Origin of the sequence: Paenibacillus sp. FSL H7-0357 (assembly GCF_000758525.1) — a bacterium.
In the GTDB taxonomy this organism is placed as follows: Bacteria; Bacillota; Bacilli; order Paenibacillales; family Paenibacillaceae; genus Paenibacillus_AQ.
Map to the genome: position 1 here is coordinate 3,366,600 of NZ_CP009241.1, position 15,373 is coordinate 3,381,972.

The 15,373-nt window shown below is 50.4% G+C and carries 13 protein-coding genes; all 13 read left to right on the plus strand.

Annotated elements, in window-relative coordinates:
• Positions 1-410: 410 nt before the first annotated feature.
• Entirely contained in the window at positions 411-1,481 is a 1,071-nt protein-coding gene (locus tag H70357_RS14530) for an ABC transporter substrate-binding protein (protein ID WP_038590619.1), read from the plus strand.
• Between the two features lie 66 nt (positions 1,482-1,547).
• Positions 1,548-2,474 (plus strand): ABC transporter permease, encoded by a 927-nt coding sequence (locus tag H70357_RS14535; protein ID WP_038590622.1) that lies wholly within the window; start codon positions 1,548-1,550, stop codon positions 2,472-2,474.
• Positions 2,461-3,255 carry an ABC transporter ATP-binding protein gene (locus H70357_RS14540; protein ID WP_038590625.1) on the plus strand — a complete coding sequence of 265 codons (795 nt, stop codon included), beginning with the start codon at positions 2,461-2,463 and terminating at the stop codon, positions 3,253-3,255. Before H70357_RS14535 ends, H70357_RS14540 begins: the two co-directional genes overlap by 14 nt.
• A gap of 188 nt (positions 3,256-3,443) precedes the next feature.
• Complete coding sequence (locus H70357_RS14545; RefSeq protein WP_038590628.1) at positions 3,444-5,222, plus strand: sensor histidine kinase; 1,779 nt, start codon at positions 3,444-3,446, stop codon at positions 5,220-5,222.
• Positions 5,215-6,780, plus strand: a complete 1,566-nt coding sequence (locus H70357_RS14550; RefSeq protein WP_038590630.1) for a response regulator — start codon at positions 5,215-5,217, stop codon at positions 6,778-6,780. Before H70357_RS14545 ends, H70357_RS14550 begins: the two co-directional genes overlap by 8 nt.
• 172 nt (positions 6,781-6,952) lie before the next feature.
• Positions 6,953-8,233 (plus strand): extracellular solute-binding protein, encoded by a 1,281-nt coding sequence (locus H70357_RS14555; protein ID WP_197073714.1) that lies wholly within the window; start codon positions 6,953-6,955, stop codon positions 8,231-8,233.
• A 119-nt stretch (positions 8,234-8,352) separates the two neighbouring features.
• Entirely contained in the window at positions 8,353-9,237 is an 885-nt protein-coding gene (locus tag H70357_RS14560; protein WP_038599556.1) for a carbohydrate ABC transporter permease, read from the plus strand.
• Positions 9,238-9,240: 3 nt separating this feature from the next.
• Positions 9,241-10,080 carry a carbohydrate ABC transporter permease gene (locus tag H70357_RS14565; RefSeq protein WP_038590635.1) on the plus strand — a complete coding sequence of 280 codons (840 nt, stop codon included), beginning with the start codon at positions 9,241-9,243 and terminating at the stop codon, positions 10,078-10,080.
• A 48-nt stretch (positions 10,081-10,128) separates the two neighbouring features.
• On the plus strand, positions 10,129-10,341 hold the full coding sequence (locus H70357_RS14570; RefSeq protein WP_038590637.1) for a hypothetical protein: 213 nt from the start codon (positions 10,129-10,131) through the stop codon (positions 10,339-10,341).
• 118 nt (positions 10,342-10,459) lie between these two features.
• Positions 10,460-11,251 carry an SDR family oxidoreductase gene (locus H70357_RS14575; protein WP_038590641.1) on the plus strand — a complete coding sequence of 264 codons (792 nt, stop codon included), beginning with the start codon at positions 10,460-10,462 and terminating at the stop codon, positions 11,249-11,251.
• Positions 11,252-11,513: 262 nt separating this feature from the next.
• Positions 11,514-12,236: an MgtC/SapB family protein gene (locus H70357_RS14580; protein WP_038590644.1), complete on the plus strand. Its 723-nt coding sequence runs from the start codon at positions 11,514-11,516 to the stop codon at positions 12,234-12,236.
• Positions 12,237-12,322: 86 nt separating this feature from the next.
• Entirely contained in the window at positions 12,323-13,315 is a 993-nt protein-coding gene (locus H70357_RS14585; protein ID WP_038590647.1) for an aldose 1-epimerase, read from the plus strand.
• 183 nt (positions 13,316-13,498) lie between these two features.
• On the plus strand, positions 13,499-15,304 hold the full coding sequence (locus H70357_RS14590; RefSeq protein ID WP_038590652.1) for an LTA synthase family protein: 1,806 nt from the start codon (positions 13,499-13,501) through the stop codon (positions 15,302-15,304).
• The last annotated feature ends 69 nt before the right edge of the window (positions 15,305-15,373 follow it).

A 15,373-nucleotide genomic window follows, 5' to 3' on the forward strand; every position in this document is an offset into this window, starting at 1 on the left:
GGACACACTCCATGTTCAGACTGTAAGTTCAGTTTGCGCAAGGAGATTTTTTTTATAAGATCAGGGGGAGTGAACATCTTGGCTTAGCTTCCTGATCTTGCAAGAAAAGCATCCTCTAAGGAAGGATTCGACGACATCCCCGAAATGACATCAAACGAAGCTTTTCTTGTAGGGTCAGAAGGAGTGAACATCTTGGCTAAGCTTCCTGATCTTGCAAGAATAAATTGGAGAGCTGATAAGTCATTGACGGATAAAGGACCGCCATATAATATTATGTTTAATAGATTGGCTGTATTTTATGTGAGGTTAGTGTGAGCTTTCGCTTTAACGCTTTTAAAGATGAAAGCGATAGTGCTGAGTCGCTCACTTTGATGCACGCGCTGATACCGTAAAAGAAAAGGGGTTATATGATGAAAAAAAAGAACATTTGGGTAGGATTAAGCTTGTGTCTGATGCTTGTAGCTTCGGGTTGCGGATCGAACAACAATGCTGCGGTGAATACGGAAAAAGCTGCTAACAAACCGGCAAATGCCACGGCTGCTCCTGCAGATGCAGGCAGCAAAGAATCCTACAGCATTGCCATCTCCCAATACGTAGAACATCCGTCGCTGGATGCGACACGCGAAGGCTTCATGGCCGCACTTAAGGATGCCGGACTTATTGAAGGCGAGAACCTGAAGGTGGATCTCCAGAACGCACAGGCCGATCAAGCCAACAACCTGTCCATCGCACAGAAGATTGCAGGCGACAAAAACGATCTCGTGCTCGCGATTGCCACTCCTTCGGCTCAATCAATTGTGCAGAAGGTAGATAAGGATACACCGGTATTGTTCGCCGCTGTTACAGATCCGCTGGATGCCAGACTTGTAACCGATCTGGAACACCCGGGCGGCAATGTCTCCGGTGCTTCCGATACCAATCCGGAGGCAATCACCCGGCTGATGCAATTCATTGCGGCACAGTTCCCCAAGGTGAAGAAACTGGGTCTTGTCATTAATGAGGGCGAGCCGAATGCTGTAGTTATGGCGGGAATCGCCAAGGAAGAGCTCGACAAACACGGCATTGAGCTGGTGAAGGCTGCAGTCACGAATACTTCTGAAGTGAAGCAGGCGGCTGAATCGCTTGTCGGACGTGTAGACGCATTCTACATTACGCTGGACAATTCAGTGGTAAGTGCTGTAGATACGATCATCCAAACCGCGAATGAGAAGAAGCTTCCGTTCTTCTCCGCTGACCGTGATACGGTAGAGAAGGGCGCTTTTGCCACTGTCGGTTTCAAATATTATGACCACGGCTATCAGGTTGGTGAAATGGCTGTGGAGGTGCTGAAGAACGGCACAAGCCCAGGCGACATGAAAGTAACCATGCAGGAGAAGCTGGACCTTATACTTAACCTGAAGGCTGCAGAGGCGCAGGGCATTGAAGTTACAGATGCCATGAAAGCCGAAGTCGCTGACCAGACCAACAACATCATTCAATAAGTTCAGATATTATGACGGGGCGATTCGAGAAGAACGCCCCTTGCCGCTTGAGGGAGGAAGTCACCTATGTATGATTCAATAATGGGAGCCTTGGAATCGGGCTTGCTGTACGCTTTTATGGCTTTGGGGGTATATATAACTTTTCGGATTCTTGACTTTCCGGATTTAACTGTAGACGGAAGCTTTACAACTGGCGGGGCGATCGCCGCAGTGATGATTACTCAGGGCTATTCCCCTTGGCTGGCTACATTCTGTGCAATGGCTGGCGGTATGGCAGCCGGCATGTGCACGGGCCTGCTGCATACAAAAGGCAAAATTAACGGATTGCTGTCCGGGATCCTGATGATGATAGCTCTTTATTCCATTAATTTACGGATATTAGATAAGCCCAACGTTTCGATCATGGGCGAAGACACCCTGCTTAGTTCAATAAATCCTTTGCTGGTCATGCCGTTTATTGTGGTTGCTGTTAAACTGCTGATGGATCTGTTTCTGCGCACAGACCTTGGCCTGGCCCTGCGGGCCACAGGCGACAATTCAAGAATGATCCGCAGCTTCGGTGTAAACACAGATACAACGACTATTCTCGGCATCAGCCTGTCGAATGGCTTAGTGGCGCTCTCGGGAGCACTAATCGCTCAGTCTTCCTCTTTTGCCGATTCAACCATGGGTATTGGGATGATTGTTATCGGACTGGCTTCGGTAATTATTGGAGAGGCGATTTTTGGCGCCAGAAATGTGTTCCGGGCTACGCTGGCCGTTGTGCTGGGCTCGATCGTTTACCGGATAGTTGTAGCGCTCGCCTTGCGGGTTCCGTGGCTGAAGGCCTCCGACTTGAAGCTGATTACGGCAGTTATCGTCATTATTGCCCTGTTGTTCCCGTCGCTTCAGCGGTATATGAAGCAGAAGAGAACAGCCCGCAGAAGAAGTGCTGAACTAGCGGCGCTGGCGCTAAGAAGCAAGAAAGGGGGAACAGCCGATGCTAAAGCTTGATAATGTATCCAAGCTGTTTAATCCCGGCAGCCCTGATGAGAAGATTGCGTTGCTGGGCATCGACCTTCACCTTCAAGCCGGCGATTTCGTTACGATTATCGGAAGCAACGGGGCAGGTAAATCCACTTTGATGAACGTGATCTCCGGGGTAATGAAGCCGGATCTGGGGGAAGCACGGATCGAAGGCAGCTCGATCAGCCATTTGCCTGAGTATCAGCGCGCCCGCTGGATCGGACGGGTCTTTCAGGATCCGATGGCCGGTACGGCCCCGCATATGACGATTGAGGAGAACCTGGCGATGGCTTTCAAACGGGGCCAAAACCGCGGTCTGACCTTCGGAGTCAGCAGCGCCAGACGGGTGCTGTTCCGTGAACAGCTGAGCCGCCTCGGCATCGGGCTGGAGAACCGGCTGCGCGCCCAAGTGGGCCTGCTGTCCGGCGGAGAGAGACAGGCGCTCAGCCTGCTGATGGCGACCTTTACCCAGCCGCAGATTCTGCTGCTGGACGAGCATACTGCAGCCCTTGACCCGGCCCGCGCGGAGCTGATTACGAAACTGACGGAATCGATTGTCCGTGAGATGAAGCTCACTACGCTGATGGTTACCCATAACATGGAGCAGGCCATCCGGCTGGGCAACCGGCTGATCATGATGGATAAAGGGACTATTATCCTGGACATTGATGCAGAGCGGAAAAAAGATCTGACCGTCGAACGGCTGCTTGGTGAATTCGAAACCATCAGCGGACATAAGCTGGCGGATGACCGGATGATGCTGGGATAATATGTGCTCTACTTAAATACGCTTTTATAATCATCACCCTATAGACTTGGATATGCAGTTTCTCATGGAACTGCTATTCAGGTCTTTTTGGTTTATATTTCCATAACCGTGTCATTCGTTTATGATAATAATGTCCATGAAGCGAACTGGCCTTATAAATGATACGGAAAGGCGGATTGAAAAGAGAAATGTACTTGAGAAATAATAAAAGCGCTTACAGGAATTCGGGGATCTTTAACAAAATGATTCTGCTCATTTCCTTCTTACTGCTGTTGTCGTTTCTGTTTTCTCTTATATTTCTTCAGTACGTGTACCGGATCTACGACCGGCAAATTTATGAAAAGTCATCTGAAGTCCTTGGTATGTCGGCAGTAAGCATAGAAAGTGAGCTTAAGGAGCTGGAGCAGCTGTCCTTTGCGGTCGGCTCGGATGAACAGATCCAGGATTGTCTGCGCAAGCTGCTGGATTATCCCACACCCTATGAGCGGCTGGTGCTGCATAACAAGATTATTAACCGGCTGGTGGCTTTTGCGGGTGCGGAGAAGTATGTGTATTCCATGATGCTGATGGATGCAAATGACGGTGTGATGACAGCCGGCAACCGGGAAGGAGTATCGCAGTCCCTGCAGGATCAGCTGAAGCAGCTGGCTGTAGAGGGTGGAGGAAGCAACGTCTGGTACACCCAGGGCAGCAAAAACTCGCTGCTTGCCGTACGCCAGATCAAGTCTTATACAGGCTCTACTTTTACACTGGATCATCTGGGGACGCTGGTTATCCGCATCCGGGTAGAACGGATCGTTGCCGACAGCACGAATATGGCCTCGGGCGAAGGGCAGCTGATTGTAGTTGATACGGCCAGCAACCGCTCAATCTATCCCGCAGAGCCGCTGCTTACACCGCGCGAGCTGGCAGTGGAAGTGGGACGGCCTGAACCTTACCGGACCGGCAGCTACGCTCAAGGCACGTATTTCATTGCTAAGACGGAGTCCTCCTATATGGATTGGACTTATATTAACGCGACACCGTTCAATGAAATGTTCAAACAGATCACTATTCTCAAAAGAATGGTCGTCATCGTATTTGCCTGTATTCTCCTGCTTGGGCTGCTGCTTGGCTATCGTCTCGCCCGAAGCATCGCACGGCCGATTTCGAAGCTGACGGAGAAGATGAGACGGATCGAAAAAGGCGACTTGGACAATCTGGAGGAGCAGTCGCTGGGACTTGTCTCGCGCAATGCCCAGGATGAAGTAAGCCAGCTCAACCGTACGTTCAAAATGATGATCCGCCGGATCAGAGAACTGATTGATGAGAACTACGCCAAGCAGCTGGTGATCCGGGAAACAGAGCTGAAGGCGCTCCAGGCGCAGATAAATCCGCATTTCCTATACAACACTTTGGAATCGATTAACTGGCTGGCCAAGGTGAACAAGCAGGAGCAGATTTCAGAGATGGTGGAGGCGCTGGGTTACCTGCTCCGCAGCTCGATAGGGCTGAAAGACCCGCTGATCACACTGGAGAAGGAGCTCAGTATTGTGAGGAGTTATGTCACGATTCAACGAACGCGTTTTGAGGAGCGGCTGGACTTCAGAATGGACATTCCTGCCGATCTGCAGGATGCGCTGATTCCCAAGCTGACCCTGCAGCCGCTGGTGGAGAACGCCATCCGTTACGCGCTGGAACCAAATATTGAACCCTGCATGATTACGATTTCTGTGAGCCGTACTTCAAACGGGCTGGATCTTAGGGTAGCTGACAATGGACCCGGTATGACGGATCAATTTATTCGTGATCTGCAGCAGGGCCGGATTCAGACCCGGGGTGAGGGAATCGGGCTGGCGAATATCAAGGAACGTGTACAGCTGGTTTTTGGCGGGGAGTGGGGAACTGAAATTGAAAGTCAGCCGGGGATGGGTACGGTTATTCATGTACTTATTCCTTATTTGAAAGGGGAGCATGGCGATGTATAAATTGCTGTTGGTCGACGATGAACGGCTGATCCTGGAAGGGATCTCACAGGTGGTGGATTGGGAGAAGGCAGGTACAGTGCTGGCTGGAACAGCCCGCAACGGCATTGAAGCGCTGGCTCAAATGGAGCGGCTTAAGCCGGAGATCGTGATCACCGATATTTCCATGCCCGGTCTGGATGGCCTGAAGCTGGTAGAGCAGTGCAGTGAGCGCTTTCCGCAGGTGAAATTCATTATGTTGACCGGCTATAAGGATTTTGATTATGCCTGCAGCGCTATGCAGCACGGGGTCAAGCATTATCTGTTGAAGCCGTGCAACGAGCGGCAGATACATGAAGCGCTGAGCGAATTGACGTTGGAATTGGATGAGATCAAGAGACGGGAGCAGTTTGTGGGTGACATGAAAGAGCGTCTGAAGAAGGTGCTGCCGCATGTCAAAGAGCAATTTCTTAAGGAATGGATCTCCAACAAAACCTATGGAAGCCGTGACCTGGATTATTATCAGGAGCTGTTTGGCCTCACGCTGGATGATAAATCAGTCAGGCTGATCCTGTTCCGGCTGGAGGATGGCTGTGAATATGAGCATTTGTTCGCGCTGCAAAATATCGCCCAGGATATGCTTCATGAGGTGCTTCTCAGCACTACCATCGGCAACCATCTATTAATCCTGGTGGAGCAGCCGGAGGATGGCAGTGACCAGCCGGGTCTGCTGGAGCGGATCTCAGAGGTGAAGGAGATTTTTAATACTTTTTATAAAATATATCCGACGATTGCGGTCAGTGACGAGGGACAGATGAACCACTCCCGCAGCCTGTACCGGCAGACACTGCAGTGCATGAACCATCGTTTTTATCTGGAAGAAGGCAGCCTGATTACGGGAAGTGACATTCTTGAAGATGAGCTCAGCGGGCGGAATGAGATTGATCTGCAGGAGGAGCAAATATGTCTGCTTATCAAGGCTGGCGACCGGCATGCGGTGGAAAGTGAACTGGATCGCTTATTCGGCATATTATCGGCAGAGCGGTTTGATATCAATGTGACCCGTTCCTATGTGCTGCAGCTGTATTCGGCAATGATCAGACTGTGTATGCCGGAGGAGAGAGGCGCCTTTACTTCAGGGCTTGCGGAGCTGGCAGAGCTGCGTACCCTCGGCAGTCTTAAGGATTATGTGAAAGAGGCGGCCTGCCGGCTGACGGCCATGTACGAACGGCATTTCGTCACCCGCCAATCCTCCATCGTAGATAAAATGCTGCACATCATCGAAACCGATTACTGGAATGCGGAGCTCTCGCTTGGTTCAGTGGCCGCAAAAATGTTATATATGAATCCGGATTACCTGGGGAAAATATTCAAAAAAATCACCGGCGAAAAATTCTCCAACTATGTGACTAATTACCGGATCACAAAAGCTTCAGAGCATATTATGCGTAGCGGTGACGTTAAGGTATTTGAGCTGGCGGAAATGTTCGGGTTCGGCGGGAATGCCCAATATTTCAGCCAGGTGTTTAAAAAAGTGACCGGCCAGACCCCTACAGACTTTATGAAGCCGCAAGGAAGCTGATTATTGAACAAAGAGAACGGTTTTTTGTATTCAAGTATGCTGCTGAATTTGAGAGAATTTACATATGGAAGCGTTACCATTGAAGTGGGTCCTTCTTAATCCATTTGCGAAAAGGGGAGAACTGAAATTGAAAAAGAGATTTGCCTTATTGGCGGTACCCATGCTGATGTCCATGCTTGCCGGCTGCGGAGGAAACAATAACACTACAGCCACCGCAACCAATTCGGAAGCGACAGCAGGAGCAAATAACAAGCCGGCAGCTACAACCTCAGCGGAGCCTGTAACCTTGCGTATTGCCTGGTGGGGCGGAGACACCCGTCATTCGTATACTCAGCAAGTGATCGATATGTATGAAGAGCAGAATCCGAACGTTACGATTGAACCGGAATATGCGTCCTTTGATGATTACTGGAAGAAGCTGGCTCCTCAGGCAGCGGCAAACCGCTTGCCCGATATTGTGCAAATGGATATTTCCTATATTAATCAATATGGAACGAACGGTCAGCTGGAGGATATGGGCGCCTACTTAAACCAATCGATTCAGGTCGGAGACGTGAATGAGAATGTGCTTGCGACCGGTAAAATTGACAGCAAACAGTACGGCATTCCGCTGGGTGTCAATGTTCTTGGTTTCCAATACGATCCGGCACTGCTCAAGAAAGCCGGTGTAGACAGCATTCCTGAGAACTGGACTTGGGACGATTATAAGGAAATTGCACTCAAGAGCAAAGACGCCGGGTTGTATATAGACACCTCGATGGCGGCGGATGTCTTTTTCAACTACTATCTGCGCACCAAAGGAGTGTCACTCTACAACACGGACGGTTCTGCACTGGGTTATGAAGATGATGCAATGTTCAGTGACTTTTTCGGAATGCTCTCTGATTTGATTGTCAAAGGTGCTGTACCTTCCCAGGATAAGCTGAGCCAGAATAAAGGGGTTATTGAAGAGACGGATGTGGTCAAAGGAACGGGGATCGGGGTCTGGCAGTGGTCGAACCAGTATGTGGCCCTGCAAATTGCTGTGAACCGTCCGATGGCGCTGGCGCAAATGCCTGGGCCGGATATGGAAAAAGGGCTGTATATGCAGCCAAGCATGTACTGGTCGATCACAGCCAACTCCAAGGCTAAAGAAGAAGCGGCGAAATTCATTGATTTCTGGATCAACAATGCCGAAGCGAACAAGCTGATCAAAGGTGAACGCGGCGTGCCGATTTCCAGCAAAATCAAAGAATCACTGTCCACTGAACTGACAGATTCCGGCAAACAGGTCTTCCAGTTCGTAGCGGACATGGAGCCGAAGACTTCGCCAATGAGCCCGCCGGTGGGATCGCCGGAAGTGGTGGCCCTGCTGACCGACCTTGCCGAGCAAATGAACTTCGGCCAGATTAAGTCAGATGCTGCCGCTGCCCGGTTCCGTAAGGAAGCGAATGAAATTCTCGCGAACCGTTAAGGCAAACCCCGCCGTACTGTGAATTCTAAAAAGATTGGAGTTGGAGAACCTTGCCTTCCAGCCATCCCCTTACCGCACAACCTCCCGTCTATAGAGCGAAGAAACCGCTAGGGCAGAGGCTGCGCAAAAACCTGACAGGATACGCATTTATCAGTCCTTTTATTATTGGTTTCCTGAGCTTCACACTGGTTCCTATGATCATTTCCTTGTATCTGTCCTTTACCAAATATAATCTGTTCGCCCCCCCTCAATGGGTGGGGCTGGACAATTATACTAAGATGTTTACAGGTGATCCCAAGTACCTGCATTCCCTGAAAGTCACCTTGATGTACGTGTTCATCGGTGTCCCGCTGCGGTTGGGATTTGCCCTGTTTGTGGCGATGATCCTCAATACAAAGTCGCGAATGGTGGGGGCCTACCGGACCGTTTATTACTTGCCCTCCATCATCGGCGGCAGTGTGGCTGTCTCAATTATGTGGCGCAACATCTTTAGCGATACCGGAATTATCAACGGCCTGCTGGGATTTTTCGGACTTGGGCCCGTGAGCTGGTTCGGAGATCCGGGTGCCGCGCTCATAATGCTGATTACCTTATCGGTCTGGCAATTCGGTTCCTCGATGCTGATCTTTCTGGCCGGTCTAAAAAATATTTCCGGTGAAATGTATGAAGCCGCCAGTGTAGACGGTGCAAGCTTCTTCCGCAAGTTCTTCAAAATAACGCTGCCGCTGCTTAGTTCAGTGATTCTATTCAATCTGGTTATGCAGACGATCAGCGCATTTATGACATTTGTGCCAGCCTACATTATTTCCAAAGGCGAAGGAGGGCCGATGGACGGAACCATGCTTTATTCCCTGTATTTGTTCCGCCAGGCATTTATGTTCAACAATATGGGCTATGCGTCGGCTATGGCCTGGGTGATGCTCCTGCTCGTCGGAATTATGACTGGAATTCTGTTCAAAACATCCAGATCATGGGTTTTCTATGAATCGGGAGGAGGGAAATGAGCCATGGCGAAGTATAAAATGAAATGGCCGATCTATCACCTGCTTATCGGCGGACTCGCCATCATCATGCTGTACCCGATTGTATGGATGATCATGAGCTCCTTTAAGGAGAGCCGTTTGGTGTTCGTCACGGCGCAGCAGCTGCTTCCGCATCCCTGGGAGTGGGGGAACTACGCCAAAGGCTGGGAAGGGGTCGCAGGATATTCGTTCGGCGTCTTTATCAAGAACTCATTCGTTATCGTCATTGTGGCTACTTTTGGTGCGGTGTTCTCTTCCTCACTGGTTGCCTTCGGATTCGCCCGCAACAAATTTGCCGGCCATGGCCTGTGGTTCGGGATCATGATGATGACGCTGATGCTGCCCTCGGATGTAGTGCTGGTGCCGCAATATATAATTTATACGAAGCTGAATTGGCTGGACAGCATCAGACCGATTGTAATTCCGCAATTTTTCGGTGTCCCGTTTTTTATCTTCCTGATGCTGCAGTTCATCCGCACGATTCCCGCAGAGCTGGACGAGGCGGCGACGATTGACGGCTGCGGTAAATTCAGATTGTATTACAAGATTATTCTGCCACTGATCCGGCCTTCTATGGCGACTGCAGCAATCTTCTCCTTCTACTGGCGCTGGGAGGATTTGCTCGGGCCTGTGCTGTATTTGAACTCTCCATCCAAATACACAGTATCCATGGGTCTCAAAATGTTTCTCGACAGTGAATCTGTTTCCAATTGGGGGCCGATGTTCGCGATGTCTGTGCTCAGTCTCACGCCGGTTATGCTGATATTCTTTATCTTCCAGAAGCAGATAGTGGATGGCATCAGTACCAGCGGACTGAAGGGTTGAGTAAAAGTATGATCTGCTCTGGAGAGAGCAGGAAAGGTGTGCTTAAGCATGGGAAGTTATCACTTTGATTTTGGACCGGAAGGCTGCAAAGAGCTGTTCATGTGGAGTTATCCCGGGGAGTTCCTCAAACATCCTGCGGGAGTGCAGGACAACACCCATTTTCAGATCCTGGGTGCCCGCATGCTGTCGCAGCTGGTGGCAGAAGGCATCCGCGAGGCCGGCCTGAGTGCTTTGATCATTCATTTGCGCCAGGGAGACTGACTGAAGATTAATGAAATTAGAGTTGCCGATTCACTCCCCTGTATGCGAGGTAAAAGTTAAGGAAAGAACTTAACCGGTAAGCGTATACAGATGATCTAGATTGGGAGGATTGGCTAATATGACAGACCAGAAGCTGAAAGGCAAGGTAGCTATTGTTACTGGAGGCGGTTCCGGGATCGGAAGAGCATCGGTGCTGGAGTTCGCCAGAAACGGAGCAAAGGTGGTACTGCTCGACCGGACGGTTGAAAATGCCGAGAAGGTTGTACGTCAGGTGAATCAGGAAGGCGGGGAAGCCGTCGTCATTGAATGTAACATTGCCGAACCGCAGCAGGTGGAAGCGGCGGTGAAGCAAGCGGCCGCAAAGTGGGGGCGGCTTGATGTTGTGTTCGCCAATGCCGGGATAAACGGAGCGATGACTCCGATTGAAACGATGGATATTGAGTCCTGGGATCAGACGATTCATATCAACCTCCGTGGAACCTTTGCCACTGTCAAATATGCAATTCCGCATTTGAAAGAGAACGGAGGCAGCATACTGATCAACAGCTCGATTAACGGTAACCGCGTGTTCTCTAATATAGGTTTCTCTGCCTACAGCACGACGAAGGCCGGTCAGGTGGCTTTTATGAAGATGGCTGCACTGGAGCTGGCCCAATACAAAATTCGTGTGAATGCCATCTGTCCGGGGGCGATCAAGACGAATATTGATGACAATACGTATCCTTCCGACGATCTCAAAGAAGTGCAGATCGAGGTGAACTTTCCGGACGGCGGGCAGCCGCTGGAGGAAGGTCCCGGACGACCTGATCAGGTGGCCAAACTTGCCCTGTTTCTGGCATCCGCCGATTCGGATCATATTACGGGAACAGAGATTTATTGTGACGGAGCCGAGTCGCTGCTGCATGGCTGATCTCTTCTAACCACGGGCAGCCAAGCATATTATGAATTGAATAGCTCTTCCTCAGAAGAAACGGAATCCGTTCCTTGTCATAGGCTCAGCCCGAGAGGGCTGCATCGCTGACGCAAAAGGCCGGGGATGCCGTTTCTTCTTGTTCATTAAGATTTAAATGTTTTATGAGGTTATCTTGCTATAAATAAAGCATAGCTTTCATGTTGTTTTCAGGTATACTGATTCTATCTGTTTATTCATAAATATACTTTTAGGAGGAGCTATGGAGATTGATCTGCACACGGAATCGATAGTAAAGCTGCTTGTGGCCATGCTGTTCGGGCTGTTCATCGGTATCGACAGGCAATTAAAACAAAAGCCGCTGGGGATTCGGACCAGTATGGTCATCAGTATCGCAAGCTGTTTAGTGACGCTTGTCTCGATCCATGCTTATGACAAGTTCGGGGGAACGGACCACCCCAACATGGACCCGATGCGCCTGGCGGCGCAGATTGTCAGCGGGATCGGATTTTTAGGCGCGGGTGTAATCCTGCGCAGAGGCGGAGACGCGATTTCCGGATTAACTTCGGCGGCGCTGATCTGGACGGCCTCGGGGATTGGCATCGCGGTTGGAGCAGGCTTTTATGTGGAAGCGGGGTATGCAGTTGTGCTGCTGATGTTTGCCGTCAATGCTGTGCCGCTGCTGATCAAAGCCGTTGGACCACAGGTGCTGAACAAGCATGAGATTTCCGTCAAGATCATAATGGAGCCCAATTATGTGCTGACCGAGGTGATCCAGAAGATCGAGGGACGTCAAATGACCGATCAGCGAAAGACGAGAAGACCGGGACGGACGATCCGGCGGATGAAGATCAAGGATCTGGATGACGGCAGGCAACTGATTGACATGGTGCTGTCTGCGCCTGATCAGGATTATGCGACGGAAATTTATTATGATGTGAAGAAAATTGAACATGTAATGAGCGTAGAAGTGGAACAGTTGTAAAAATGACATGTTCCCTTCTGGGCAGATGTGGTAATCTATTTAGGAGATAGTCATTTCGAACATATGGAAGGGAGAATAAAGTTATCATGTCGATTACTGCATTCGAAGGACAATATGAAGGAGAGGCTGCAGTCTGGCTGAAAGCGGGACGTTACGAGGCAGCTATCCTGCCGGGCATCGGCGGCAATCTGATTTGCTTCCGTGATACCGAAAACGGTTACCGTTTCCTGCATGAGCCGGGCGCGTCAGAGATGGAGGCCTTTAAAGCCAGCCCTGGAATTCACGGCATACCTGTACTGTTTCCTCCGAATCGTTATGAAGATGGGGGATTTCCATGGAATGGACAAACCTACAAGTTTCCGGTGAATGAGGCTGCAACAGGCAACCATCTGCACGGATTTTTACATACGGCTGCGTGGGAAGTTGAAGAATTCGGCAGCGGTAAAAGCGAAAGCTTCGTTACGGTGGCGATCAAGGTAGACGAGAATCACCCGTCCTATCAATACCTGCCGTTCAAATATACGGTCAAGCTGCGCTACACGCTGGGCGAAGCAACCGGGCTGTCCCAGCAACTGCTGGTCCACAATGACGGCGGCGAGCTGATGCCTTGCCTGCTGGCCTTCCACACGGCGATCAATGCGCCGTTTGCACCGGACAGCTCGCCTCAGGATTACCGTGTGAAGGCAACCATTGGCGAGCGTTGGGAGTTGAGTGATCGTATGCTGCCCACCGGCGCTTTCCAGGAGTTGACGGCAGACGAAATCGCGTTACGTGATGAAGGAGTCAATCCGTTCTTTGCGCCGATGGACAACCATTACACCGCTGTACCGCAAAACGGCCGCAACCGGATGGAACTGACGGACAGCAAGTCCGGCGTTACGCTCGTGTATGATGTCGGAACCTCCTACAAGCAATGGATGATCTGGAACAATGGCGCTACAGAAGGATTCTTCTGTCCGGAGCCGCAGATTAACCTGGTGAATGCCCCGAAGGTGGATCTTCCTGCCGATGAGATCGGATTGTTCGGCCTGAAGCCGGGCGAATTCTGGGAAGAAACCAGCCGTCTGTACGTGAAATAGGGAGTAGAGATTCATAGCTGAACAACCCGGGTGCATCTAACTGATGTGTGCGGTGCTAAGGTCTCAAATGGGAAGTAAAGCCAAGCCTCACTTTTGTGGGGCTTTTTTTGTGCGTTCTTTTAATGCAGCTTTAAGCTAAATGGCGTATACTACACGTTTAGTATAGTTAGGAGTGAATTTTATATGCGATATTTTTTACCTTCCAAAAGATTGGGTTTCCTGCTGCTCGCTCTGCTGTTATGCGGCTTTGCTCTGAATTTCTTCATGCAAGCCGCTTCATTAAATATGGATGCGATGAGTGTTTTCAGCTGGATCGGAGAATATTACTGGTTGTATTTAGCCGGAGGCCTGTTCTTTTTCTTTCTCCTGCTGGTATTTTCTATGATATTGCCGAGCGTCTACGCCGGATCTGCGGTGGCCGCTGTGTTATGCATCCTGCTGGGTATTGTCGATTACAAGAAATTGTCCACCACCGGAGAACCGCTGTTTCCCTGGGATTTGATGCTGCTCAAAAATGCCGGGGAGATGAGCCATATAACCAAAGGCATGATTCCACCGCTTGCACTGGCAGCTGCTGTTCTGCTTATTGCCGCTGTGGTCTGGCTGCTCTTCAAACTGCCGAAGATTAAGGTATCCCTGCCGCTGAGAATGCTCTTTGCCGTGCTTTCGGTGGCGATGATAACCGGATTTGTTTCGATGGTCGCCCATCAGTCTTCTTTGGCTGTTTCGATGAAATATCAGAACATTTTCTGGAACCAGAAGGTGAATTACAAACAGAACGGTCTCTTATTTGCCTTTGCCGGCAATTTGCGCCAGAGCCTGATCGAAGAGCCTGAGGGCTACAGCCGCAGAGCGATAGAGGAGATCGCCGCCAAATACAGCAAGCTGCCGGATCCGGTTCCGAACGTACAGGCAACACAGCAGCCGAACATCCTGTTCATGATGGACGAAGCCTTCTTTGATCCTACCCGTCTGCCGGGGCTCTCCTTTAGTGAAGATCCGCTTAAGTTTATCCATGGGGAAGAATCTGCCACACCCTCCGGTTTCCTGCTCTCTCCTGAGTTTGGCGGCAATACGGCAAATATAGAATTTGAAGCGTTGACAGGGATGTCCATGTATTTTCTTAAGGACGGTTCCATTCCATATCAGCAAAAAATAGTGAAAATGTCCTCGCTGCCTTCAATTGTAAGCATTCTGAAGGAGCGTGGCTACCGGGCGCTGGCGCTGCATCCGTATGACGAGACGTTCTACAACCGCAACCGCGTGTACCCGATTCTCGGATTTGACGCTTTTACCAGCGAGAAGGATCTGGACAATGCCGAACGCATCACACCGGAGGGATACATTTCCGATAAGGCGGCTGTACAGGAGGCTTTGCGGGAGCTGAAGGCGTCCTCTGACCCGGCGTTTTTGCATCTGGTGACCATGCAGAATCATTTTCCGTTTACGAAGGGGCACAATGGACCGAATACGATATCCGTTGAAGGCACTTCACCGTCCTATAAAGACGAGCTTGAAACCTACACACAGAATACCAAGCTGACCGATGAGGCGCTGGCGTATCTGCAGCAGGAGCTGCTAACTCTTGATCGTCCTACGATTGCCGTCTTCTGGGGTGATCATTTGCCGGCCTTGTCGGCCGGAATATACACGGATGCCGGCTGGGACAGCGAGCCAAGGCTCAAGCACGAGACAAAGCTGGTGATGCTGGCGAATTTTGATATTGGCAAAGAGCCGCTGAACACTCTCAGCCCGGCCTTTCTGGGTCCTACAGTCTTTAGACTTTCGGGTCAGCCTATGCCCCCGTACTACAAACTTCTGGGGAAAGTGCAGGATGAGATGCCCGGTCTGAGCAAGCAGGTGCTGATCGGTTCCAACGGTGTACTGACAGCTTTTACTCCTGAACAGCAGCAGCTGCTGGATGACTACCGTATGGTAGAGTACGATCTGCTGGAGGGCGAGAATTATTCACAAGATTTGTTGTTCTGAGGGATTCCCATCTCTTATTAAACAAGGTATCATGGCAATAGCTGTGCTACCTTGTTCTTTTGTGAAAGG